The sequence below is a fragment of the Endozoicomonas sp. ALC013 genome (genome assembly GCF_049310205.1).
Lineage (GTDB): Bacteria > Pseudomonadota > Gammaproteobacteria > Pseudomonadales > Endozoicomonadaceae > Endozoicomonas.
In genome coordinates this window covers 23,007-47,938 of record NZ_JBLYNS010000019.1, presented here as the reverse complement: position 1 = coordinate 47,938, position 24,932 = coordinate 23,007, and the positions used below count along the sequence as shown (strand labels likewise).

The following is a 24,932-nucleotide window of genomic DNA, read 5'->3' as shown; positions in this document are numbered from 1 at the left end:
GGCTCAAGGCTGCAAACCCCGATAGAGCAATCTATCGGGGTTTTTGCTTTGTGGAGAAAGATTGTTACGGTTGGATCAACAGCTTCACGTGCCTGAACAAGGCTGCCGAAGTTGCCACCGGTATGGTTCCAGCCTGTCCAGCATTCGATCGACGGCTTCAAGTGCTCTAATAAGGCGACTGAAGTATCCACCAGTATTACCATCTGCCCAGCATTCTTTGCCCTCATCCCGGCAGGATGGAATGTAGTTCTGGCACATGGTGCTGGGCGTTGTATGAAAAGGGGTGATATCTGTATCTAAATACCCCTCGGGATGAAAAATGCGTCCTTTGTATATTCCCTTCATAGCCACAAAACCTTGGAGGTGTTTATCTCCTGTTACAAGGTCAGGTGGAATATCGTCATGTGAATAACAGGCAATAAAACCATTGACGTCATCTTCGTATACCTGGATGACTGGCATCCTGCCACTACCAATTCGTCTTGTTTTGCCCGTTTTCCATGGTTGAACCGTCTCAGCAAAGCTGAAAAAACTAATGCAGAGTAGTGTTGCAATGAATACTTGCAGGTGCGTTTTTATTGGCATGGGTGTGATCCTCAGTAGGTTCTTCAGAGAGTTTGATGCGAGGACAGTACCTTTTGTTCCCTGCAATGGTGATAACAGATCGGTCAGTGGTGCTAACATAATCATTTCGGTTTGGAGTGAATTGCATAGTTATTGAAAATACGCAGCATACACATAATTTTCTTATGGACAGGCAGCGCATTGATGATAAGAAAAGCCAAACCAGACGATTGCGCCCATATCTACAACACCTGTGTTTTGAACAGGTACGGTTACTTTTGAAGTTAATCCTGTGACTTCTGAACATCCCACACTAACAACGTTTCCAATTCATCAGGTCAGGCTTTGTCTCAAGCACTTGTGGTCCTGGCAGATATTTATAGGTATTGGGTAAAATATGAGCTGGGTGTCACTGGCTGAATCAATGGAATGAAACTGGTTCAAAGCTCTGAGGATTATTGGGGAAGTATGAAGCTTTTCGTAACCGGGTTGCTCTGTTTGACGCTCTCCACCTTGGCGGTTGCAGATACAATGTCGAATGGAATCTTTCAGTTAATCAACCAGCGGTTGAGCTATATGCAGGATGTCGCCTTATTCAAAGCCAGGAACCATCGTGTGGTCGAAGATCTGACCAGAGAACAGCAGGTGCTTGAGAAGGCATTGGTCAATGCGCAGCAGGCAGGTTTGCAACCGGACTCTATTGCTGATTTCTTCCAGGCACAGATGGATGCTGCCAAGGCGATTCAATATCGCTATATGGCTGACTGGTTATCTACACATCCTGAACGTAGTGAATATCGGGATTTAGCTTCTGAGGTCAGGCCAAAGATTTTGGCGCTTGGTGATGAAATTGTGGTGAGAATCAGCGAATACCTGAAAGATGGAGGGGCTTTTGACAATAAACAGCAGAAAGACTTTGTCAGAACAGTGAATACCAGGCATCTATCGGAAAACGATAAAAAGAAAATGTTTGACAGCCTTCAGATGATACGTCTAATTAAAAACTAGTGCTTATCAATAACAAGTTCCGTGTAGCCTGTGGATGGATCAAAAGCTCTTGAGAAGCTCAGCTGTGTATAACTGTGAATAATCACCTCAGCAGTACTATCAACGATATTTCCTTCTAGCAGGTGCCCTCCAAAAACATGCCCTTTGGCATCAGCCACAGCCATGTGGATATGCTGATGGTCCGGTGTCAACGTTCCCATGACAGAGACGATTTCAAAAGGGCCCTCAGTAACTAACGTCGTTTCTGCGCCAGCAAAACGAAGGTTTATTCTGGACAGACTGCCAACACAGGATACCAGTGAACCTGCAGAAATCCGGTGCTTGTTAACCAGTTCCTGCACGGCTATTTTCAGGTCAGCGCCCTGGGTAAGGCGATTGGCTATTACGGAAATACTCATTGCTTTATTATATCCCCCGATCTCCCAATCAGCTTATCTTTCTCAGGATTTATGTAAAGCCCCGTTAAACGGGGCTTTGCTTTATACGCAGGCTTTTATGCAGCCTGTTGAGAGTTCACTTGCATGGGTACATTCAACCTGTTCACCAGGAAGTTCAGCAACACGCCATACATAGGCAGGAAGAACAGCATGCTGATGGCCAGCTTGTAGCCGTAGTCCACCAGGGCAATTTCCATCCAGTGTGCCGCCATGAAAGGGTCTGATGAACCGGCAAAGGCCAGACTGAAGAAGCTGAGGGTATCAATCAGGTTGCCAGCAATGGTTGAACAGGCCGGAGCTACCCACCACATGGCATTTTGGCGCAAACGGTTGAAAACGGTGATATCCAGAATCTGGCCAATCAGGTATGCCGCAAAGCTGGCAACGGCAATTCTGGCGACAAAGGCATTAAAGCTGGCCAGGCTTGCCAATCCCTGAAAGGTTCCATCCACGAACATGACTGACACCAGGTAGGAGATCAGCAGGGCCGGGAACATGGCGGTAAATATGATCTTCCGGGCCTGCTCAGACCCGTAGATTCTTACGGTCAGGTCTGTGGCCAGGAAAATAAACGGAAAGGTGAATGCTCCCCAGGTGGTGTGCATACCAAAGAATTGAAACGGTATTTGTACCAGATAGTTACTGGCAGTGATGGTCACGATATGAAATATCGATAATAAAAGCAGAATGTTCAGGCCGCGATTGCTGGTTTGCATAGCAAGTCCTTTTTAGTTGAGGTGAGGGAACTCAGGCGCAGTACCAATTTAGTACGTTAGCACCATTAAAAATGAGCGGTATTCTATCGGGATTTACAACGTTGGACCAAGTGATAATTTTTGCAAGCGTATGATGCTGTTTTGATCAGGGCTGACGATGTATCTGGAGCATTTGTATGCGACCAGTCTCTTTGGTATGGGTTTTATGAATCCATGGGCAGCCTGATAAAACTGTGCTATTTTTTCCAACCACATAATAACAACAATGGAGTAGTATCAATGCTGATCTGGTTAAGGAGAGGCTTTTTTCTCCTTGTATCAATATCCCTGCTGATCATTCTTACGGCGTTTGTTCTTCTTCGCCAAAGTCTCCCCATGCTTGAGGGTGAAGTGGAGGCTCCCTTCCTGAATGCTGCGGTTACGATTGAGCGGGATGCCCAGGGTGTTCCCCTGATATCCGGCAGTGATCGTATGGATGTTGCCTTTGCTACCGGTTATCTCCATGCCCAGGAACGATTTTTTCAGATGGATTTGAACCGGCGTAACTCTGCGGGTGAACTGTCTGAACTGGTGGGTGAGCTGGCGCTGGATCACGATAAACGTCAGAGAAAACATCGTTTCCGCAAGGTTGCTCAGCAGGCGGTTGAGATTATGAGCGCTGAGCATCAGGCTCTTTTGAATGCCTATACCGATGGTGTCAATCATGGCCTGAAAGATCTTGGGCAGAAGCCTTTTGAATATCTGTTGCTGGGTGTGGAGCCTGAGCCCTGGAAAAGCGAAGACTCTTTTCTATCGATCTTCAGCATGTACATGGATCTCAATGATGATGAAGTAAAACTGGATAACCTGAAAGGCTTTCTCAGTCGTGTAACCGTACCTGCTGTTATCGATTTTCTTTCGCCACTGAAAACCCGCTGGGATTCACCAATGCAGCCCGGTGAGTTGCCGGATGTGCTAACCCCGGGGGCAGAGCTGGTTGACCTGCGCAGCAAAGAGGCAGAGCTGTATGCCAATCTGGGTGGAACGACGCTGGAAGACAGTCTTATTGGCAGTAACAACTGGGCGGTATCCGGAGAGTTAACGGACCATGGTGGAGCCATCATTCAGGATGATATGCACTTGAGCCATCGGGTACCCACCATCTGGTATCGGGCTTCCTTGAGTTATCCACACCCGGACCAGCCAGAGGACAGGGTCAGTATTACCGGAGTCACATTACCGGGCACACCGTTTATTGTGGTTGGCAGCAATACCCATATCGCCTGGGGCTTTACCAATACCGCTGGTGACTGGGTTGATCTGGTGGAGCTGGATATTGATGATGGCCAGTACATGACCAATGATGGCCCGAAACCCCTTGAACGCTGGACTGAAACCATCCATATCAAAGACCAGGAACCGGTTGTCGTTGACTATTCAGGCACCCATTGGGGGCCGGTGGTTGATTCGGCCTACGACGATACGCAATATGCCCTGCGCTGGACTGCCCACCGTCCGCAGGCGACCAATGTTAATCTGGTAAGCCTGGAAGTTGCCCGCAATGCAGAACAGGGAATGGCCATTGCCAACCGCGGCGGAATTCCACCCCAGAACTTTACGGTGGGTGACCGTGAAGGCAATATTGGCTGGACCGTTGCCGGACAGATTCCAAACCGTTCAGGTATCGATTCCACTTACCCACTGCCCTGGCAGCAGGCTGATGATAACTGGGATAGCTGGCTTCCGGATGTGCATTATCCCCGCGTATATAACCCTGCGGATCAACGAGTCTGGACTGCCAATGCCCGTATCGTAAGCGGAGCAGACTACGACAAGATGGGCAACGGGGGTTATGCCCTCGGACCCCGGCAGATACAGATTCGTGATGCGCTGATGGCACTTGAGCGTGCTGATGAACAGGCGTTGCTGGAGATTGCCCTGGATCATCGTGCTCTCTATATGGATAACTGGCGGCGGCTGGTGCTGGATACACTCACGGATGACGTGATGGCAGGGAACCTTTCCCGGCAGACGTTTTATCGTTATGTGAACAACTGGTCTGGCAAGGCTGCCACTGACGATGTTGGTTACCGTTTAGTCCGTGAGTATAAAGATGCGCTTAAACTGAAGATCATGTCATCACTGGGGCGCTACTTTCTGTCCCTCTATCCAGAAGCCAAAGAGGATGTAGAAGATGGCTTTATGCAGAAGTTAAATCATGAAAGCGAGATGATATGGCGTCTTCTGGAAGAGCGTCCGCTGCATTGGCTGAGTCCTCAGTACGAAAATTGGGATGAGTTGCTGATCGAAACCGTGGATCAGGTGGTGAGTGATCTGGGAGGCGTAGATCAGCTGGGCAATGCCACCTGGGGACAGAGAAATACCGCTGATATCCGCCACCCTTTGAGTGGTGCCATTCCTGTCTTTGGCAGACTGCTGGAGATGCCCGCCGTACCTCTCTCTGGCGATGTCTGGATGCCCAGGGCCCAGCGTGCCGATCAAGGGGTATCTGAGCGGCTGGTGGTGTCTCCCGGGCGTGAAGATGAAGCAATATTTCACATGCCGGGTGGTCAGAGTGGTCACCCGCTCTCTCCTTTCTTTAGCGCAGGTTATATGGACTGGGTGGAAGGGAAGGCCAGTCCGTTCTTACCGGGTGATGCAAAATATACCCTGACCCTGACGCCTTAAATAACCTTAAGTTTGTCCTGATAACGGTCTTCCCGATGAAGTGAAAGACCCATCAGGGCAAAGCTGGCAAATTAGATGGATGTCAATTTTGCTGAGGGAAAAATGAAGAGAGGGTAGCACCGCCACAGCGTGGCGGTGCTGATGTATCAGTCTGTTATCATCAGTTGCTGGCGATCACCTGCTCCCGGGGAGCATAGGTTTTCTGAACATACTCTTCGATCAGTTTCTTATAGTCTTCAGCGATGTTCTCACCTTTCAATGTGGTGAATTTCTCGCCATCAACAAATACCGGGGCTGAAGGTGCCTCACCGGTACCGGGCAGACTGATACCAATGTTGGCATGCTTGCTTTCCCCCGGACCATTAACCACACAGCCCATCACGGCAACTTTCATATTCTCCACACCGACATACTGGTGGCGCCAGTTCACCATTTTACTGCGCAGGAAACCGTCCACTTCATCGGTCAGAACCCGGAAGAACGTACTGGTGGTACGACCACAGCCAGGACAGGCAGTCACTTCCGGAGCAAAACTGCGAACGTCCAGGGCCTGAAGGATCTGCTGGGAGACAATCACTTCTTTATCGCGGGAGGCTCCGGGCTCTGGCGTCAGGGAAGTGCGGATAGTGTTGCCAATACCATGCTGCAGAAGAATGCCCATGGCGACACTGGATGCCACAATGCCCTTGCTGCCCATCCCGGCTTCGGTCAACCCAAGGTGCAGGGCGTATTCACAACGATCAGCCAGCATCTGGTAGACGCTGATCAGATCCTGTACCCGGGAGACTTTACAGGAGATAACGATTTTGTTGGCACCGAGACCACGCTTAACCGCAGCATCGGCACTGGTCAGGGAAGAAAGGACCAATGCTTCATGGAGGATTTCCTGGGAAGACTTTGGGTTGGCGGATCGAGCATTTTCATCCATCAGCTGGGTAGAGAGTTCTTTGTCGAGGCTGCCCCAGTTAACGCCGATACGCACCGGTTTATCGTATTTGATGGCAACATCAATCATGGCATTAAAGCGGTCATCTTTCTTATCGCCAAAGCCGACATTACCGGGGTTAATTCTGTATTTGTGCAGCAGCCTGGCGGTTTCATCGTACTTGGTCAGCAGGAGGTGACCGTTGTAATGGAAGTCCCCGACAATGGGTACATTGCAGTTGTGTTTGGCCAGCCCTTCATAGATTGCCGGAATAGCGGCCGCTGCTTCCTCTGAATTCACCGTTACGCGAACGATTTCAGAGCCTGCATCCGCCAGCAGGCGAATCTGGTCGATGGTTTTCTGGACATCCGCAGTATCGGTGTCCGTCATTGACTGAACCACAATGGGAGCATCACCGCCAATGGTGACGTGTCCAACCTGAACAGCATGGGTTTTATGACGCCTGTCCATAAACGTTGTTCTCCAAATAATAAAAATTAGAACTAATCAGTGTATCAGAACCTGAAGACTTTTCCTGAGCGGAAAACCGAAGCATCCTGTCATGGTTGCCCTTGCTCTCTCTGGGCAATAATCTTGGACTCCTGCAGGTTAAGACTGAGGGAGGCCATCTCCTGAGATGAGAGCATACGTGCAGGCTGGTCTTCCAGCAGACTGTAAATCACGCGATAAGCCATGACATTCTGGACGTACTTACGAGTTTCATCGTAGGGAATGGTCTCAATCCAGATGTCCAGTGGCAGATGCCCTCTCTGCTTCAGCCAGCGTTTTACCGGAGTACTCCCTGCATTGTAAGCTGCTGTTGCCAGAATTCGGCTGTCTTCAAATCGTTTGGACAACCAGGCAAGGTGAGTAGTTCCAAGGGCGATGTTAATTTCTGGTTTAAACAGTTCTGACTTCTTTCTATAGGGTATTCCGGCCTGTTTAGCCGCCTGTTTCGCGGTTGTCGGCATCAACTGCATTAACCCCATGGCACCAGCGCTGGAGCGCGCCATGGGATGGAAAGCACTTTCCTGACGGGCAATGGCCAGAACCCAGGGATAATCCAGTTTACGTTTTTCTGCCTGCGCACTGAAAATATCAGCGTCCGGTGTCGGGAAGCGGAGGCTAAGGTCGTCCCAGAGCGTTGCCCGGGCAGCGGCCATAATCGCCTGATGGTGCCATTCCCATTGATGGGCGAGATAGGGAATTAACTGTTGCTGGGTTTTATCCAGACTCGGGGTTATCCGGTTCAGTTCCATCTGGGCGTTATAAAAGCGCTTATGGTGCAGCCACTCACGAATACGTTTAAAGCCCGGATAATATTGCTTGAGTCTGTGCAGGTCCTGCTGGTGAATGGCTTTTTGCTGGTGGTTCAGTTGAAAGGGTTGACCTTTAAGATCTGCCACCAGAAAAGCGTAAAAGTTCCGTTCCTGGCCCAGTGCGCTCAGTGTCGGTGTTTGCAGCAGCGTGGGTTTGCTCGGCAGAGGCATCCCGACCAGCTGATAGCTTGCCTCCTGAAACTTGAGCAGGGCGACTTCGTTCCAATAGCGCCAGCGGCTGCTGTTTCTGATAGCCGCTGGCAGATGCTCTAACAGTATCAGGACTCTTTCCCAGTCCTGGTCAGCCAGCGCCAGTCTGATTCGCCACTCGGTGACCTTTTGATAATGAAAATCGGGATCAATGCTGGCAATAATTTCTTCGGCGTTGTCCACAAAGTTCTTGGCCGCTTTCATGGCGATCCGCTGGTCAACAGCGGATCGCTGCTTCGGGGAAAAAGGATAGCGGTTGCGCATTGCCAGCCAGGTGCTGACGGCAAGGTCCAGATCTTTGGTAATCAGTTTTTTGATGCCATGAAGCATAATGATCCGCTGATGTTCCAGGTCACCATTAAAGCGGGCGGTATGAAGCAGTTCGGGGTGTTTGTTGACTTCCCAGAACAGCTCTGTCGATACCTTGAAAGACGTATCTTTAATTGACTTATTCAGGTAGCGGGCAAGGGACAGGTTGTTTTGCTCGGCAGCCATCCAGAAGCGGGCAATAATCAGGCTTTGAGTGAGTTCGCCAGAGGCTTTCCAGCTGTCGAATAACGGATCGCAGGCCTTGTGTTGTGACTGGCCTTTCAGCCAGAGACTTTTTGCCTCCAGCCAGGCCTGTTCGGTCTGCCCCAGTGTGTGCAGGGCTACGCCTTTCAGGCACTGATAGCGCCCGCCATCATCCTGCTGATAGGCAGCAAGATAGGATTGCCAGCGCTGGTTACTGGCCAGATGCCGCAGCCATTTGTACTGGAGCTGGCTGGTTTGCGGTAAATCGGGGTATTGGCTGGCAAACTGGTCAATATCGCTCTGGTTGATGCGATCAAGATCGTTGGTGAGGCTGAGGTACTCAAGGTAGGGAGCCAGAGGGTAATTACTGAGTTCTGATCGATAGCTCTCGTAAAGTTTATGGTCCCCTGTCTTCAGTGCTTTTTCAACGCGCGTGAACAGCATCTGCTGCCGTTCTGACTCGTTAGCCAGGCTGTATGTGGGGAGCAGAAGTGATGTGGCCAATGAAAAAAAGAGTAAGCAATGAGATAACTTGTTCAACATAACAAAAGCTTCAATCTCTATGATCCCTGTTAGTGACTGCGTAAAACGTCCTGTTTTACTTTTGGTGTGATAAAAGCGCTGGCCGTGAGTCGCTCACCCTGCGAAAGCATTGACGAAAGTTTGGTGAAGCTCTCATGGCAACTCATCATACATTGTTATATTTTGTCAGCCTGTAACAGTCAATCGGCAGATTGATAACAGGGTGTAGCGCTTGCGCGTAAAGTAGAGCTTTCCCGCCGCATGGGATGTTTTTTATCATCTTTACTATTGACAGAAATATTCTAAAAAGATGCATGAGGTGCAGTGATTATGGCAAAAGAGACGACTGTACGGGCACGAATTGATGAGTCATTAAAGCAGGAGGCCGAAGACATTCTGCGCCAACTCGGGCTGACCACTTCCCAGGCCATTAATCTCTATTTCAGTCAGATTGTGTTGCAGCGAGGTATGCCTTTTGACGTTCGTCTGCCAGAAGAGGCCGAAAGCAAATAATGATTCGTTTGTGTTCTATCGATGAGCTTCAGGATCCTGGTAGCAAAGGCTTCCGTAATGAGCGTGGCCATATCTTTGCCGTACGCAAAGGTGATCAGGTATACGTCTACGAAAACAGTTGCCCGCATTTTGGGATTAATCTTGAATGGCAGCCGGACCAGTTTCTGGATTCAGAGAAACGGCTGATTCAGTGCGCTACCCACGGTGCCCAGTTTCTGATTGAAACGGGGGAGTGTATTGCCGGGCCTTGTCCGGGGGATATGCTGACTGTCCTGGAGTGTGAGGTTATTGAGGGTGTTGTCTACCTGAAATAATACCTGTATTTCTACAGTTTCTTCCCGCCTCCCACTACCCGTCAAGCAGGAACTGCTTATCCTTTTGTGGGCAGCAGGCGGTACAAACTGCTGGATAATCCCACGCCACCTGAGTTGAAGATCGGCAGCTACTCTTTCCAATTGTATTTGGTTATCCGCGACATCTTATACCTACGGGGACCCACTTGCTCTACCATCTTTTCAATAACTTCAGCCTTATGAAGATAGGGTTTACACTGCGGCATGCTCATTGCACCCTGATTCTTCAAGAATTCCGCATGACATTCTGCTTCGGACTTATAAATCATTAACTCTTTTGGAAGATCAGCCCAGGGTTGTAAATAACTGTATGCAAGAACGCCAGCGTTCGTTGCCAGTGTCGCCAGTGTTCTGGTCGATATGTTTCTGCCTTCCCGGATGCATTGCAACAGACTTAAGCCGGTACCCACGGTACCAGAAAGAGCCATAACAGCCCGGGTTCGCCACTTGGTCAGATTGGAGGAGTCAGCTACACCAGTATTGAGACTGACGGCAGCTGTCAGACCAATCCCAGCCAAACCAGTTGCCATATTACCAATATTCATGATTTCTCCAATTTTGGTTAATAATGCCTGGTCGAACATTCAAACATAGTAAAAAGTTCCCTGACCCAAATGTTTCATGCATCAATCCTGTTGGCGATGGGCGAACTGCTGGCTGAAGCCCTGATTCGCTGATGCTGGTGATATGGAACTGTCCTGAAATAACTTACACATCCAGTGCAGAAAAGTACGAATACCCATAAAACCACACCCTTGGTTTCCATGATGGACCGTGGGAACCAAGGGGCTGTGTATGTATAACAGAGGCAGGTTGCACTAATTCCGCCAAAAACGAAACATGTCACCCATCTCTGTCGGTTTAGTACTATGGTGAATGCGTCGGCATTTTGGCATGCTCATTGTGCCATCAGCAAAGAATTCACGAACGCACTCTGTTTCGGACGATACTTCATAGGAGCCAGCACAAGGTTGCAGGCAACTGTAAGCAAGAACGCCAGCGTTTGTTGCCAGTGTTGCCACTGTTCTGGGGGATATGTTTCTACCTTCCTGGCAGCATTTCACCAGACTTAAGGTGGTTCCTACGGTACTGGCTAAAGTCATGATGGCCCGGGCTTGCCATCTGGCCAGATACCCTGTATCAGTATTCAGGCTGGCGGCAGCCGTCAGACCAACCCCTGCCAAACCTGTTGCCATATTGCCAATATTCATGATCTCTCCAATTTCGGTTAACGACATCTGATCGGACACACAAACATATTGAAAGTTCCTTAGCCCAAATGTTTTATGCATCAATGCTCCTGATCAATTATCTATCACCCTCTCTGTGTCACACTGATGGAAAATGATTAGAAGAGATGGACCATGAATTTAGACCATAACCTGCTGGTTTCTGATGTCATGCGCAACAGTGTTGCCGGACAGATCGAAGCGCTCAAATCACTGGAAGACAGAATCAATGGTAGCTTTACAGCTGCCCTGGAGCTGTTGGCCGAGTGTCGTGGACGCGCCATCCTGTTTGGTATGAAGCAGTCTGGCCTGGTGGGACAGAAAATCGCTGCAACGCTTGATGCCACAGGCTTGTCTACGCACATACTGAATGCCGCTGAAACCTGGGAAGACAATCTGAGTATGATTGGCCCCGGTGACGTGATTATCATGTTGTCGTACAGTGGCAGGACTGGGGAGCTGCTACGGCTTTATCCGGCAATCCGGCAAATGGGTAACAAAGTGATTGCCATTACCGGTGATCCGGCGGGGCCGGTTGCGGAGCAGGCGGATATCGTGCTGGATGCCAGTGTGGTTGAGAGTCGTGAAGACCGGGAGCCGGCCCCCACGACCTATACTACGGTTCTGCTGGCTATTGGTGACCTGTTGGCTGAAACCCTGATTCGTCGACATCTGTTCAGTTCCCCCGAAGCGCAGCAAAGTGACCAGAATGTGGTGGGCCTGCTAACCAGTGACAGCATTTAAAACATTATGGATAAAATTGACCGCAACATATTACGGGAGTTGCAGGAGGATACGACTCCCTCGTTGGCTGAGCTGGCTGAAAAAGATATTCAGTCATTTGATTGCTTCTATAAGGCGCTGGTCAACACCGTGGAGGGATTGACCGATGTAACCTCCAGTTTTGCCATGGAACAGATGAAGTTCACCACTGCGCTTCCTCTGTGAAGGGAGCAGTAAGGCCCCCACCATTACAATCTTCGCAGAGATCAGAACCGGCAGGCGTTCACAGAGACGAGTTTACCAATCTCTAATACAGCATCGTCATAATGCAGGTTTGAATCATAAATCATGTTATCCAGTTGTACACGGTAATAGCCGTTGCTCTGCTTAAAGAGACGGCAATGTGGCTGTTTCAAATCACTGGCTACATTGACCCTCAGGTTGTAATAGCCCCGACCAAAAAGTTCAACGAAGCTAATGAATCTGTTGTCCCCGGGCTTGAGCTGGATGGTATAGGTGGAATGGGCCACGGAATCTTCATAGCTGGGCGGTAAATCATTATGGTAAGCAGGTGCAGCAAGTTCAAAAGCCCCGGCTGACAGTACAGTAGTACAAAGTATCAGGGAAGATAGCCTGAACAGTAAGTGGATGAGTTTCATGGAATCAGTCCTTGTAAATTATTCAAATAGTAAGAATTAAAGGGTTTTCTCTAACTTCAGACTGATAAATTGGAAAATAGTTCCTCATTGAGACATAAAGAGAATGTATGCAAAACCGAAATGGTTTTCCGAGCCATTCAGGTTCTTAATATCAGTAATTTAATCAATAGGTTATAGCATCCTACACCCTGGCCCTGTGATGAAGGGCCGGGTCAGGACTTTTTAAGCTGTGCCCATGGACATCAAAATGTACAGGAGTTCACCGATACGAGTTTGCCAATCAGTAAAATGGCATCATCGTAACTGAGATTGGACTGATAAATGGTGTTGTCCAGTAATACCCGATAATTATCAGCGTAGTCATGCTGCCTTAACAGGCGGCAATGAGGGATTCGTTCAGCTATGTCGTTATGGTAAAAAGGATACCGCATGGTTGGCCTGGTTCTATTAACCCTGTTAGTAGTAGCCACTTTGATTCTTATCGACGTATAGCCCTCACTGGAAAGACGAAAGATTTCACTCATATTGATTTCCCTGTCATCACCCGGTTTCAGGTGAATCGTATAGGTAGTGGCATCTTCATAGCTTGGCGGCATATCCAGATACTGGGCGGCGATTGAGAGCTGTGCAATTGAACACAGTGATAGCGTCACTATAAATGTCAGTAAACGTTTCATGGGTAGCAGACCATTTATTAAATGAGATTGAATCAGCGGCCACCACAGCCGGGAATAGAATCCCGTATCACAGTTCAATTGAATTTTTATGCTGCAGCAGGAACGCCGTTAGAAAAGTAGACCATCTGGGGAGGATTTGTTTATTTGTTTCGGTTGATAGGTTTCCCAGGTTGATTGTCAGTATGACTTGCTGCCTTGTAAGGGCAGCGGGACGAGGGACGAGCTATATTAAGGAATTTTGTTAATCGGATATAGCCGTGAATTCGTCACTGTCTGTAAATGCTCTGACCAGGCGATCGATGAATGGAGGTGGCAAGCGACCTCCTGATTCTCCAGTTTATTCATCCATTCGGGCTATCGCAGTTCGCAAGCATTTATCCGGTTGTGCTAATGAGTCGCCCAAAAAAGACATTGATCTAACCCTGTTGGGTAAGAGGAAGGTTGATACTGCAGAGATCAGCCTGTCTGAGAAGCTGGGTGCCATTCCTGTTATCCGGGTGGGGCTTGCGGAGAGTCCCGGCCAGGGAGACCATACGGCTGCATTCAGTATCATCGAAGGGCTGGCTCATCTTGGCTTTAAAGGCAGGGTTGAGCTGGTTCTGAAGTTTAATGGGGAGGATGAATGGCAGCGGATGAAGGATAAGCTCCGGTTATTCATGCCAGAATTTAACCCCGGGAATGATGGCGTACAGACTTTGCATTATTCTGGCCTGGTGTGTGAGTGTATTCCTTTTAAACAGTTGGTGGATCATTGCACTATTAACCACAGACCTTTGGAGCAACCCCTCGGTTTCTGGGCCATGAACGGTAACCGCTCATGGTTGGTGTCAAAAGTGGCGATTGTTATTCCGCCCTTCAAATGGAGCAACACGACGCCCAGAATTGAGCGGTGCAATGGCATGCATCAGAACCTGGACCTTCCGGCGCTGGCAAACTATCAGACCGCTTATTTACTGCAAAAACCGGATATCCCGGCGCTAATGAAGAACGACTCAAGAGCCGCCAGCCTGATAAAAATCCTGAGAGAGACGGAAGCCGGTAGAATTCATTTGCTGCCACTTTATGGTATTCACCATCATGCCCTGGAGCCTGCCCATGACGTGATTATCAGAAGATTGCTGTCAGGGGTCGTGAAAAGTCATACATCAGAGTTGGAGAAAACGGTGGTTTTGGTATTGAGTCCACTGGCAAGCCTTGAACGGCTCCGGGTATTACAAAAATCGTTGCAGGTGCCATTTTATGATTTGCAGAACAGGGAATGGGAGAACTCTGTTCATGAACCTGTCGAGCTTCTGTATTGTGGCCCGGTACCCAAACCATTATTTGAATGGATCAGCTGTGTTGATCGCCCCCTGATTCAGGAAGGGGCTAACAGCGCTACGTTTATGAATCTGCTGGGCAAGGCTTATCTGCCTTTGCGGCCAGATGGCGATACCCCGCTGCCTGAGCTGCCTGGCTCACCTCCAGTCAAACAGCAGTACGCCTCTGCCATGCAGCATCCTGTTGCCAGTGTTGAGCGAGCAAGAATTGAGCAGCTTGGCAGAGGCCTCACCCACGATTTGCAGGCATACAACTACTATTCTGTGGCGTTGGACCTGTGTAAAAAGCTAAAGCCATTGTTATCCCCGATAGCAACTCAGGATTTGGTGTCCGGGTTTGCAGGAATGGTTGGTGCCAATCACTTTGCTGAATCACACTTTCGTCCATGTCTCCTGGAAGCGATCACCTATAGCAGTGGGTTATTGAGCGAAGACCAGCAGGAATGGCTGTCATGCCTCTCTCTGGCCAATAGCCTGTTACCCGGGGCGATTCCTGAAACCCTTAAGGTAAAACTCATAGAGCGTGGCAAAGCGCTACGAAGAAACCACGTGAATTTAGAAAAGCTGATAGCTTATCGTACTTCAGGTTTAAATATGCCCGACCTCAGATCACAGCTTGCCCCCCTGTCTTTCAGACGTTTTGACGTTTTCAGGGCAATGACTGTGGAGTGTCCTGTGAGTACGGAAGATGCTGGACGCGATATAGACGTGAATGAATTGGTTGGTGATATTTGTGATAATTTTTCACTCTTGATTCCCACTTTATTTCATATCCTCAGGGCGGATTTTTCCGATGATGCCCTACTGGCGTCATTGTTCAGGGATGGGGACGGCCAGCAAAGTCTGCTGGATAAAATTATTGGGCAATTGTTTTATGGAAACATGACTTATGATGCAGAGATAAGATCGCTTCTTGAGCCAAAGGCAGGCAGTCCTGATGATGACCTGGCGTTGTTTTTGCGCGGTGAGTTTGGAGGGACTTTCTTCCAACAGGTGCGTGAACTGATGATGGAATCCAAAAATAATGCAATTTATTGCGGCCTGGCCAAGTTGACCGGAAAAGACTGGGATCTGATATTATCCGAAGGTATTTCTACAAATTCAGTCAGTTCTGATCAACTTTAGATGTTGATTTAATAAAGAACCACTGATTGCTTTTTGTAATTTTTTTATGTTCTCTTTTAACTGCTTATGCATCAGCGGATACTTCATCATCGGGCTCCTGAACTTTAACCGCAGCGGGAAGTTCCAGAAACAAATTTTTGTATTCCTTATGATTTTTAATCTGATTTAATAATTATCTAGAGAATTAGACTCTTAAAATCGAGAATGGTTCAATGAAACCAATAAAGACCAAGGTCAAGCAGTCTTTGCTGATTGGGCAGGATAAAGCGATGGATCTTGCCAGGTCAGCAGCCAGTTCCCTGGAAAATGGCGTCGACCGGCTGCTTAACCGGCGCATGACACTGGGGGTGACCGGCTTCAGTGGCAGTGGCAAAACCACCCTGATCACCAGTCTTATTCATCAGTTACAGCACTATCCTGATGCCCTTCTGGCTGCCTTCCCCCCGGTTCTGCAGGATCGCTTATTGGGGGTAAAACTGTCCGCTCTGAATGGTGTCATACTGTTTCCTTATCAGCGGGGCATTGACGCTTTATCAAGAGGGCGGTGGCCGGAAGCTACAAGGGATGAGTCTGGCTGCCTGCTGGAGATCAAGTTCCGTCAGCCACCCGGGTTATTGCGCCGGGGAAAACCGGGGATCAGTCGTCTTTATCTGGAGATTCGTGACTATCCGGGGGAGTGGCTGCTGGATCTGCCGCTACTGGCCATGGATTACCGTGCCTGGTGTGGGCAATGTCACGCCCTTTTTGACAGTGCCATGCGCCGGTCTATTGGCCGGAGTTTTATCGAAAAGCTGAAGTCCATTAATCCTCTGGAGACCATTTCCGAGCTGGAACTGCAAGTACTGTGGCAGGAACAACTGACCTTTCTCAAGGCTTGTCAGCAGGCGGGCTTGACCATGATTCAACCCGGGCGCTGGCTGCATGCCGCACCTTCAGGTGATGAGAGTAAACTGCCGTTTATCCCCCTGCTTGCCATCACTGGCTGTTCAGAAGATCAGTTGGAGGAAGCGGTGGAGGACTCTTTATTCAAAGTGTGTGAAAGGCATTATCAGCGTTACCTGGAAACCCGGGTCAAACCCTTCTATCAAAATACTTTTCAGAAGGTGGATCGACAGCTGGTGCTGGTGGATGTGCTCAAGTCGTTGAACCGTGGCCAGGAAGCGTTTGATGATCTTCGCTTCTCGTTGACTCAGGTACTGCAAAGTTTTGATTATGGGCGCAACAGCCTGCTCAGACGATTAATTCAGCCACGCATTGACCGGGTCGTTTTTGCCGCCAGTAAAATTGATCAGGTGCTGCCTGACCAGCATGAAGCCGTGAGAGGGTTGATGGCAAACCTGGTTCAGGAGGCCAGGCGCAGAGCGGCGTTTAATGCGACGGATGTCCGTTGTGAAGCGGTTGCCGCCGTGCGCTCAACGACATATGTCGATTATCAGGGGCACCAGGCTCTGCAGGGGATGACGGAGCAGGGGCCGGGAGTGCTGCTGCACCCGGATATTCCGGAACAGATTCCGGCACTGGATGACTGGCAGGCTCTGGGCCAGTGGCAATTGCGCCGGTTGCTCCCGCCCGGTGGGCTGCAGCTGGTCGCAGGTGGCCGATTACCCCATATCCGTCTGGATAGCATTCTTAATGATCTGCTGGGAGACCGGTTTTCATGACCCGACATTACGATCCATACTTTATCCCTCTGGAACCAGAGCAACCCCTGGAGACTCCGGAGTCCATCAGTGATGGTTTCCGGGATCCGGTGTTGCAGGGACCTGAACTGGCGGCCAAACCACTGCGCTTTATCCGGTCGGCATGTTACGGGCTGCTGACCCTGCTGTTGATATTGGTGCTTTGGCAAACGGTGGAACTGGGCCTTTTTCTCTATCAACTGCATTGGTCTTTGGCCTTAGTGTTTGCCTTGCTTTTTCTGGCCCTGGCGGTCACTGTCGTTAAAGCCGTGGTGGAGTTTTTCCTGTATCAACGGGACTTTCGACAGATCACCGAACTACAGGCGCAGGCTGCACAGTTTCGAGACCAGAGAACGACCGTATTAACCAGCCAATGGGCCGGGCAGTTGAGTAAGCTCTATCAGGGTAAGCCCCAGCAAATGCTGCTGGAACAAGTGTGGTCTGAGATGCCGGATTACAGTGATGACAGCGAGCTGCTGGCTTACCTGGATAGCCATTTTTTCCAGACCCTGGACCAGCGGGCACTTGCCTGTATTTCACAACATAGCCAGCAAGTTGCTTTGATGGTGGCTCTCAGCCCATTTGCCGCCGTTGATATGCTGCTGTCGGTCTGGCGCAGTATCCGGATGCTCGATGAGATCTGTCAGGTATACGGTGTCAGGCCTTCATTGCCTGCCCGTAGCCACCTGTTAACCATGGTTCTGGAACAGATGGCGCTGGCTGGTGCGACAGAACTGCTGTCTGATCAGCTATCAGACTTTACTTCCAACCGGTTGCTGGGCGTGGTCAGCTCTCAGGCCGCCAGCGGGGTTGGTGTCGGTATCTATTCCGCCCGCATGGGGCTCAGGGCCATGGCGCTCTGTCGTCCAATTCCTTATGCTGATGGTCAGAAACCCGGCATTGGTCGTTTAGCCAGCAGTATTCTCACTGCCATGGACGCCCGGTTTCGGACTATGGCAGATCCCGGAAAAAAAGCAGAATAGTCTTATTCCCGCCTCATTGAAGGAGCACCTGCTGCGACAGGTTGCTCCTTAATCGCTATTCCCATTGACGTTGGCATTTTCACTGAGAAACTGACTCTGATTAGTGGACTCTTACCGTCTAATAAAGAATAAAAAGCAATCAAAGCTATGGATAAATACGATCAAAGGGTATTATTTATTCAATATAATGATTTCGATAAACACATAAAGAGCTGTTAGTTATTAATTGATAGGATGCTGCCCTTAACTGGCATTCCCGGGGGAGTTTCAAAAGGCATGGGCCGACCAGCAACAGCTAAGATAAACCTTGATGCACTGCGTCATAATTATCGTATTATCCAACAACTGTCTGCCAGGGGCACTGGTAATGGTCAGGTGATGGCGGTGGTCAAGGCGGACGCCTATGGCCATGGTGCAACAGCCTGTGCAACCGCGCTGGCGGATATTGCCAGCGGGTTTGCCGTTGCCTTTATTGAGGAAGCCCTGGAACTTCGTGCTGCTGGCATCAAACAACCCATACTGCTGTTGGAAGGCTTCTTTGAACCTTCAGAACTGGAAATGATTGACCAGTATCGTCTGGATACGGTGATCCATCATCAGTATCAGATTGATGCATTAGTCGCCCACCGTCCCAAACATCCGGTAAGGCTGTGGCTGAAGATGGATTCCGGTATGGGGCGGGTCGGTTTTGCCCCTGATGAGTACCGCACAGTCTGGGAGCAACTCAATGATCTCCCTTATGTCAAAGACATTGTGTTGATGAGTCACTTTGCCTGTGCCGACGAGCCGGACAGTGATCATGCCCAACAGCAGCTGACAACGTTCAATACTTATACCCATGGCCTGCCTGGTGAGCGCAGTTTCTGTAACTCTGCCGGGCTGGTTGCCCTGAAAGAAGTGCAGAGCGAATGGAATCGTCCTGGCCTGCTGTTGTATGGGGTCTCTCCATTTGCACAAATTCATGATATCCAGCAAACAATAAAACCGGTGATGGAACTGAGTTCAGCCATCATCAGCATCAAAACCATTCCTGCCGGGAGTTCTGTGGGTTATGGCAGTCAGTGGATTGCCCGGAGAACCACCCGGATCGGTGTGGTGGCTATCGGCTATGCAGATGGTTACCCCCGCCATGCCGCCAATGGCACACCGCTGTATATTAATGGCTGCCGTGTACCGCTGGTGGGCAGAATATCCATGGACATGCTGACGGTGGACTTAACCGATTTGCCCGATGTGCAGATAGGGGACCGTGCCATCCTGTGGGGAGATGACTTGCCCATTAATGAGGTGGCAAAAGGTGCAGGTACTATTCCTTATCAGCTGCTTTGCAATTTGAACCGTGTTCCTGTGCAATATCACGGCATTCTCATCCCTGAGCAACTGGATTTTGATCAAATGGAGATCTGATACCAATGCTATTTGCAAATCTCTGAAGCGGAACTTTTTCCCAAACCTATGCTCTAAAGGAGGGGAAAAAGTAAAGGCACAATCATGAACGCTGCAAATGCTATTGTTGATCGTTTTGTCAGTTTTTCCGATTATCAAAGGTCAAGTGAATTTGTAAAAAATCCAACAGCCAATATATTCAGTCCGTTACGAAAGGTAAGTTCAGAGCCTGCAAGAAATAATTATTTACCATTGAGTCACGACTTAAAATTTGAAATTGCCAGATATCTTAATTTGAAGGACTTTATCGCCTTTAGCTCAATCAATGTTGATAATTATTTTTCGCTTAGATCGGACGACCTTCTGGTAAGAAGAGTTCTTGAAAATGAACCGCTGGTAGTATTGTTTGAAAGGCTCAATGATTTGAAACAAAAAGCACGACAATATCCCTTCGAAATTAATGGGCCAATTGAATTGAATGAGAATTATGACGCAATAATACCGCCTGTGGCCATATCTCCCGGGCCTGCACGACTTCTCTTAAAGAAGGATCCTGTAAACTATAAATATCAATCAGCTAATTTTGTTAAATTATTTCAATGTCTATGTACGCTTGCCAATGATGATTCAACGGATGTCTTTTTTAGAGCACATATTTGTTCGTTAACGATAGATATTAATAACAGAATGAGTTTAAAATGCGGTAAAAATACTGAAGGTACTTCACTTCTTGCGTTATATTTTATAGGGATTGCATCACAAGTAAACCAACTGATAAGTATTGAAGAAAAAGATAAGAAGCTACATACATTAGCCAATATGATTGAAAGCAATGAACTTATAAGATGGAAGCTAAGTAAAGTTTATTATTTTAAATCAGTATTAAAAAATAAAAACGAGTTCGATTGGGACAAGTTTATTGATTCTCTGCGACTAAAGAAGAATAAAAAACTGGAATTTTTCGATCTTTAGGCTGTCCACGATCTACTTTTCATGGTATCCAGCAAAAAATAAAACCGGTGATGAAGTGGGGGTTTGACTCAGGATTTTCATTGATCAATCCTAAGCGGAACTTTTTCCCAATCTGATGATCAAATGAATATGGAATTGCAGAAATGTAGGCATAATGATGAATTCTGAAAATGCCATTGTTAATAGTTTTGCTAATATTTCTGATTATCATAGGTCAAGTGAATTTGTAAAAAATCCAACAGCCAATATATTCACCCCGTTACGAAAGGTGACTTCAGAGCCTGCAGAAAATAATTATTTTCCATTATTCCAGGAATTAAGATTTAAAATTACCCAACACCTTAATTTGAAGGACTTTCTCGCCTTTAGCTCAATTAATGTGGATAATTACCTTTCTCTTAGATCAGACGATCTTTTAGTAAAAATGGCTTTTAAAAATAAACCAAAAGTAAGAATGCTTGAAAGGCTTGAGGATTTAAAAAAAAGAGCAGAAAAATACCCTTTTGATATTGATGAAGAAATTAAAACGGATCAGTCTCTGAATGTAATTATACCGTCTATTGCCCTATCTCCCGGTCCGGCAAGACTTATCATGAATGATATTTTTGGCATTAATGACTATCAACCATACGATTTTGTTAAATTATTTCAACAACTATGCATGCTCGCCAAGGGTGATTCATCGGTAACTGAGCACAAACGACCGGAAGATTCTACAGATGATCCTCTGCAGCCTGATAGAATTGCTGAAATGACGACAGAAATTGAGGTTTTGTCAGTCAACAATGAGCAGTTAGATTCTACATGCAATCCTCTACAGCCCGGTGAAATTGCTGAAGTGATGACAGAAACTGAGGTTTTACCAGTCAAAAATGTGCAGTTAGATCCAGCGGATGTCTTGTTTACAGCACATATTTGTTCATTAACGATAGATATTAATAACAGAATGAGTTTAAAAGGTGAGAAATATGCCACAACATTTGCTTTGTCTTTTTTAAACATTGCATTACAGGTTAAGCAAGTAATAAAAACTGAAGATAAAACTGAAAAGGTGGATTCATTAGCCAATATGATTGAAAATAATAGAATTCACCTGGGCAGAATGAGAAAGGCACATTTTAATAAAGCATTAATTAAAGATGAGTTCGATTGGGACACATTTATTAATGGTCTGACTAAATAGTGAACCAATTCGGAACTTTTCGATCTAAAGGCTGTCCACGCTCTGCTTTTTGCAAAAAGTCAGATGACCAATTCTCAAGACTGGCTATGCCTGTCACGGGAACTTACTGGTGAAATCACGAGGTGACCGGTCAGTGAACGGTGTTTCCGGAGGTATCGTATATCCACAGGCTGCTCAACCCAACGGGGCCAATGAAGCTGCGGCTACCCTGGCTGTGAGAGTGTCTGCATTTGGACGGCGTTGTTGTCTGAATTCTACTGTCGGGTTATTGGGTGGGTATGTTCTGCTGGTTGGCGGTGGTGTGGGCGGTGGTTTTCTCTATTCCCACTCCCGGGGGCTGAAGGTGAATGAGGTTGATACACAAGTTAATGTCACCTACGGTGCCCTGACCGGTTTAATGGTATATGCCGCAGGGGTGTGTTGTGCATTTGCCTGTAAAAAGGCTATCGGTGCAAGGGCTGTTGAGTTGGTTCAGGAACCTTTACCGATGACGGATCAAAATGGCTCACACAGCCGCTAAACCCGGATATTTCAAAAACATAGTTGAGATATGAAGACACCATCCTGGAGTCGCGTGAGAGAAAATGCCTGCTAATTTTGGAACTATATTACCGATTTTCAGTCTAATTCGATTATTGGATCTACAGTTGCTTTTATTTGATTGCACAAATAAATATCAATTACACGATAATTTAAGGAGACTGAAATGGATGATGCCATTGGAAAATTCTGTGGTCAGGTAGTGATGTACGGTTCTCTTGAGCTGAAGAAATGTGGAATCAATGAAGAATTGAAACAAGCGGTCTTTGGGCGAGCGGTTCGTAAAACTGATAATGATTGCCTGCTTAAACAACTGGAAAAGTATCCATCCCTTAGGCATATAGTTGGCAAAAACTTTGTCACACATAAGGATGTGTCACAACATTGTACCAATCTGGTTAATGGGACTGAACAAGCATTGCCTGGCAGGGTAACACTGGTTACTTGTAATGATGGATTATTGACATGGGTAAAGCGTAAAGATGAACTTATGCCCTATGGGATAGTGAACTCTGTGGACGTGAACATGCAATTTCATACAGGTATTGCAAAGGTTATCAAAGAAAAGTTTGGTGGCAACAATAGTAACTATGTTCAGGTGTCTCAGCAGCCCGGGAATCGTATCACTCACGGTGAATGTTTTACTTATGACTGTATTCGTGGTGACAAACCATCTGATATCAATAATTGTCGGGCAGTTCACAATGTGTTGGTTCTTTTAGCAAATGATGAGAAGTTTGCAGAAAAGCTTGAAAAAACGTTTTTTGAGTTATTTAAAGCGGCTGAAACCAATCAACTACGTCGGATTTACTGCCCTCTGCTCAGTTGTGGTCTTGCGGGTGGCACAGGAGAAGATTTGGCAGAAGCGATTTCGAAAGCCAAGAAACAATTTGAATCAACAGGCAGGCAAGCACCACAACTGGTTCTGGTGGGCAGGTCTTCTGAAGACAGTGACCGGACAGCATGCCAAGACTTTGCAAGTCACTGGAATATGCTGGCTCAACTTAATTCCGCAACACGTTCACCGGTTCGCCGTGTAACAACGCCCCCTGCAATGAGCAGCCCCGGGGCTGTGGCCACGGCAATTAACACGACAGCAAGCACAGGCCGTGCTGACAAGGCATCGACAGAGCTGCTTCCCAGACAGCTGGAAATAGCAATGCACCCTGATTATGGCATGTTTGGTTGTGCCAGAGAGCTCTCAAAACAAGGAAAACCATTCGATCTGGTCAATGCTGCAAATAGTCAAATGCAACATCGTGGGGGTATCGCAGGACAATTTGCCAGTGATCTTGGCGCTCAATTTAACCACGATACCAGTATTCATAAGGTTGGAACTGGCGAGTGTTATACCACCGGGCCCTATGGATATGCCACTGATTCCACCCGTGGTTTGCGCCATTGCCAGCATATTCATAACGTGGTTGCCCCAAATAGGAAAGATTATGATTTGAGTGTTAACCGTTCTGGTGCAGGGGTAATAAAGTATCAGCAGGATTTCACCAATGCTTTTGTTTCACTGCTCCTTGGAGCCAGCCAAAAAGGCAGCAATACCATTGTCAGTTGTTTTATAGGCTGTGCAATTTTTGGTGGCAGTGGTGAGGATATGGCCCAGGCGCTCTATGCGGCTTATAAGAATCCTCGTATACAGAAGTTATCCAAAGTACCCAAGTTAATACTCGTGGGTTGGGATAATAAAAGTAATAAGGATAAGGAAGTACACGACGAGTTTATTCGAGTTTTCAAGAGCCTGAACGCGGCTAATCCGGTACATTTACCCTCGGGGATAACACCTGTCGGTATCCACCCGGCAGGTGTTTCAGGCACTATGCTTGCTGTAGGACATGGTGCAATCCCTAAGAAAACTGCCTCTTATTTCCAGACAGCCCAATCGGGAACTGCCAGATCTGAATCAGCAGTGCCCTCCAGGTCAAGGCCTCAATCCCGGGTTTCAACGCCAGCCGATTCGCCCATACCAAAAAACTTTGCCAGGCTGTTTAGTAATCCAGGTGGGGTACTTGGCTTTGCCCGGAAACACTATGGCGATAGTGATCCATTCTCACTGGTAAATGCCGTGCGGAGGTTTGGTAATGTGCTGAATACTGATGTGGCGCTTCATGGGGGTGATAGAGGGGGGTATATCGAGCACATGACCAAGGGCGGCGGTCAGGCTACCTTCATGCGCGAGGGATACTATCAATGTCAGGCATGGCGATATAAAGAGACTGACGGCTTTAAAGGCTGCGAGAAAATTCATTCGGTGTTCTTTCCAAAAATAACGGATATAAGTGGGTTTTCGCAGCAGCTGGTAACGTTAATCACCAACGCTGCTCGGGAAGAAAGGCTGGTGTTCCCACTGCATGAGCTTGGAGGGGCTACAGATAGTGAACTCAAAGCTGTACTGAAGCAGGTTTATTTAGATCCTCAGGTATTAACGATGGCCAGGCAAGGGGAGCTGCCAAAACTCTATTTTGTCCGTAAAGACGGGGCATAGTCGATGCCCGGTGATGCTTTTGCACAAACGACAACGGGTTCGGACATAAGCCATTCAGGGGACGGACGCTCCTCGCCGCACGAGCTTGATCCAGACTGAGGTCGCAGGCTTTTGGAGTGAGGACGTCAAGCAGAAATGCACGTCGTGACAATCCCGGAGCATACGGGTCTGGTAAAAGTCGAGGAACGAATTAAAAAGCCGGATGAGATCCGGCAT

23 protein-coding genes are annotated in these 24,932 nt (G+C 47.9%); 14 read left to right on the top strand and 9 right to left on the bottom strand.

Translation table 11 applies throughout. The annotated features are described in order from the left end of the window. Window positions 1-84 precede the first annotated feature (84 nt). On the bottom strand, window positions 85-684 hold the full coding sequence (locus ACO6V1_RS06120) for a hypothetical protein (protein WP_422444084.1): 600 nt from the start codon (window positions 682-684) through the stop codon (window positions 85-87). A gap of 348 nt (window positions 685-1,032) precedes the next feature. On the opposite strand from ACO6V1_RS06120, the gene ACO6V1_RS06115 reads away from it, so the two are divergent. After that, window positions 1,033-1,572, top strand: coding sequence for a chorismate mutase (locus ACO6V1_RS06115; RefSeq protein WP_422462532.1), 540 nt, complete (start codon window positions 1,033-1,035; stop codon window positions 1,570-1,572). On the opposite strand, the gene ACO6V1_RS06110 is transcribed toward ACO6V1_RS06115, so the two are convergent. Both ACO6V1_RS06110 and ACO6V1_RS06105 read right to left on the bottom strand, forming a co-directional pair. Beyond that, entirely contained in the window at window positions 1,569-1,970 is a 402-nt protein-coding gene (locus ACO6V1_RS06110) for a PPC domain-containing DNA-binding protein (RefSeq protein ID WP_422462530.1), read from the bottom strand. The two genes, ACO6V1_RS06115 and ACO6V1_RS06110, sit on opposite strands and share 4 nt — an antisense overlap. A 95-nt stretch (window positions 1,971-2,065) precedes the next feature. Beyond that, a complete protein-coding gene (locus ACO6V1_RS06105) occupies window positions 2,066-2,725 on the bottom strand; it encodes a 7-cyano-7-deazaguanine/7-aminomethyl-7-deazaguanine transporter (protein ID WP_422444079.1) in 660 nt (219 codons plus the stop codon). A 279-nt stretch (window positions 2,726-3,004) separates the two neighbouring features. Between ACO6V1_RS06105 and ACO6V1_RS06100 the strand changes: the two genes are divergently transcribed. Then, window positions 3,005-5,392, top strand: coding sequence for a penicillin acylase family protein (locus ACO6V1_RS06100; protein WP_422466195.1), 2,388 nt, complete (start codon window positions 3,005-3,007; stop codon window positions 5,390-5,392). Between the two features lie 160 nt (window positions 5,393-5,552). On the opposite strand, the gene ispG is transcribed toward ACO6V1_RS06100, so the two are convergent. Next, window positions 5,553-6,788 carry a flavodoxin-dependent (E)-4-hydroxy-3-methylbut-2-enyl-diphosphate synthase gene (ispG, locus tag ACO6V1_RS06095; RefSeq protein WP_101748237.1) on the bottom strand — a complete coding sequence of 412 codons (1,236 nt, stop codon included), beginning with the start codon at window positions 6,786-6,788 and terminating at the stop codon, window positions 5,553-5,555. A gap of 89 nt (window positions 6,789-6,877) precedes the next feature. Beyond that, window positions 6,878-8,803 (bottom strand): transglycosylase SLT domain-containing protein, encoded by a 1,926-nt coding sequence (locus ACO6V1_RS06090; protein ID WP_422466193.1) that lies wholly within the window; start codon window positions 8,801-8,803, stop codon window positions 6,878-6,880. 408 nt (window positions 8,804-9,211) lie between these two features. On the opposite strand from ACO6V1_RS06090, the gene ACO6V1_RS06085 reads away from it, so the two are divergent. After that, a complete protein-coding gene (locus ACO6V1_RS06085; RefSeq protein ID WP_101748239.1) occupies window positions 9,212-9,394 on the top strand; it encodes a type II toxin-antitoxin system RelB/DinJ family antitoxin in 183 nt (60 codons plus the stop codon). After that, window positions 9,394-9,708, top strand: coding sequence for a Rieske (2Fe-2S) protein (locus ACO6V1_RS06080; RefSeq protein ID WP_422444072.1), 315 nt, complete (start codon window positions 9,394-9,396; stop codon window positions 9,706-9,708). Before ACO6V1_RS06085 ends, ACO6V1_RS06080 begins: the two co-directional genes overlap by 1 nt. A gap of 128 nt (window positions 9,709-9,836) precedes the next feature. On the opposite strand, the gene ACO6V1_RS06075 is transcribed toward ACO6V1_RS06080, so the two are convergent. Together ACO6V1_RS06075 and ACO6V1_RS06070 are read right to left on the bottom strand one after the other, a co-directional pair. Beyond that, window positions 9,837-10,292 (bottom strand): hypothetical protein, encoded by a 456-nt coding sequence (locus ACO6V1_RS06075; RefSeq protein ID WP_422466191.1) that lies wholly within the window; start codon window positions 10,290-10,292, stop codon window positions 9,837-9,839. A 273-nt stretch (window positions 10,293-10,565) separates the two neighbouring features. Next, window positions 10,566-11,039: a hypothetical protein gene (locus ACO6V1_RS06070; RefSeq protein ID WP_422444068.1), complete on the bottom strand. Its 474-nt coding sequence runs from the start codon at window positions 11,037-11,039 to the stop codon at window positions 10,566-10,568. Window positions 11,040-11,111: 72 nt separating this feature from the next. Between ACO6V1_RS06070 and ACO6V1_RS06065 the strand changes: the two genes are divergently transcribed. Both ACO6V1_RS06065 and ACO6V1_RS06060 read left to right on the top strand, forming a co-directional pair. Then, window positions 11,112-11,720 carry an SIS domain-containing protein gene (locus tag ACO6V1_RS06065; protein ID WP_422466190.1) on the top strand — a complete coding sequence of 203 codons (609 nt, stop codon included), beginning with the start codon at window positions 11,112-11,114 and terminating at the stop codon, window positions 11,718-11,720. 6 nt (window positions 11,721-11,726) lie between these two features. Next, window positions 11,727-11,924 carry an AsnC family protein gene (locus ACO6V1_RS06060; RefSeq protein WP_422444064.1) on the top strand — a complete coding sequence of 66 codons (198 nt, stop codon included), beginning with the start codon at window positions 11,727-11,729 and terminating at the stop codon, window positions 11,922-11,924. Window positions 11,925-11,965: 41 nt separating this feature from the next. On the opposite strand, the gene ACO6V1_RS06055 is transcribed toward ACO6V1_RS06060, so the two are convergent. Together ACO6V1_RS06055 and ACO6V1_RS06050 are read right to left on the bottom strand one after the other, a co-directional pair. Beyond that, window positions 11,966-12,358, bottom strand: a complete 393-nt coding sequence (locus ACO6V1_RS06055; protein ID WP_422444062.1) for a hypothetical protein — start codon at window positions 12,356-12,358, stop codon at window positions 11,966-11,968. A gap of 242 nt (window positions 12,359-12,600) precedes the next feature. Then, a complete protein-coding gene (locus ACO6V1_RS06050; protein ID WP_422466188.1) occupies window positions 12,601-13,035 on the bottom strand; it encodes a hypothetical protein in 435 nt (144 codons plus the stop codon). 299 nt (window positions 13,036-13,334) lie between these two features. On the opposite strand from ACO6V1_RS06050, the gene ACO6V1_RS06045 reads away from it, so the two are divergent. The 8 genes from ACO6V1_RS06045 to ACO6V1_RS06010 all read left to right on the top strand — a co-directional run bounded on the left by ACO6V1_RS06045 (window position 13,335) and on the right by ACO6V1_RS06010 (window position 24,716). Next, window positions 13,335-15,479 (top strand): hypothetical protein, encoded by a 2,145-nt coding sequence (locus ACO6V1_RS06045; protein ID WP_422466186.1) that lies wholly within the window; start codon window positions 13,335-13,337, stop codon window positions 15,477-15,479. Window positions 15,480-15,691: 212 nt separating this feature from the next. Next, the gene (locus ACO6V1_RS06040) at window positions 15,692-17,140 is read left to right on the top strand and encodes a YcjX family protein (RefSeq protein ID WP_422466184.1); all 1,449 of its coding nucleotides are present in this window, start codon (window positions 15,692-15,694) and stop codon (window positions 17,138-17,140) included. Next, on the top strand, window positions 17,137-18,141 hold the full coding sequence (locus ACO6V1_RS06035; RefSeq protein WP_422466182.1) for a TIGR01620 family protein: 1,005 nt from the start codon (window positions 17,137-17,139) through the stop codon (window positions 18,139-18,141). Before ACO6V1_RS06040 ends, ACO6V1_RS06035 begins: the two co-directional genes overlap by 4 nt. A 276-nt stretch (window positions 18,142-18,417) precedes the next feature. Continuing rightward, on the top strand, window positions 18,418-19,548 hold the full coding sequence (alr, locus tag ACO6V1_RS06030) for an alanine racemase (protein WP_422466180.1): 1,131 nt from the start codon (window positions 18,418-18,420) through the stop codon (window positions 19,546-19,548). Between the two features lie 84 nt (window positions 19,549-19,632). Beyond that, window positions 19,633-20,499 carry a hypothetical protein gene (locus ACO6V1_RS06025; protein ID WP_422466178.1) on the top strand — a complete coding sequence of 289 codons (867 nt, stop codon included), beginning with the start codon at window positions 19,633-19,635 and terminating at the stop codon, window positions 20,497-20,499. A gap of 154 nt (window positions 20,500-20,653) precedes the next feature. Beyond that, window positions 20,654-21,682, top strand: coding sequence for a hypothetical protein (locus ACO6V1_RS06020; protein ID WP_422466176.1), 1,029 nt, complete (start codon window positions 20,654-20,656; stop codon window positions 21,680-21,682). 109 nt (window positions 21,683-21,791) lie between these two features. After that, on the top strand, window positions 21,792-22,202 hold the full coding sequence (locus ACO6V1_RS06015; protein WP_422444048.1) for a hypothetical protein: 411 nt from the start codon (window positions 21,792-21,794) through the stop codon (window positions 22,200-22,202). 186 nt (window positions 22,203-22,388) lie between these two features. Further along, complete coding sequence (locus ACO6V1_RS06010; protein WP_422444046.1) at window positions 22,389-24,716, top strand: macro domain-containing protein; 2,328 nt, start codon at window positions 22,389-22,391, stop codon at window positions 24,714-24,716. The last annotated feature ends 216 nt before the right edge of the window (window positions 24,717-24,932 follow it).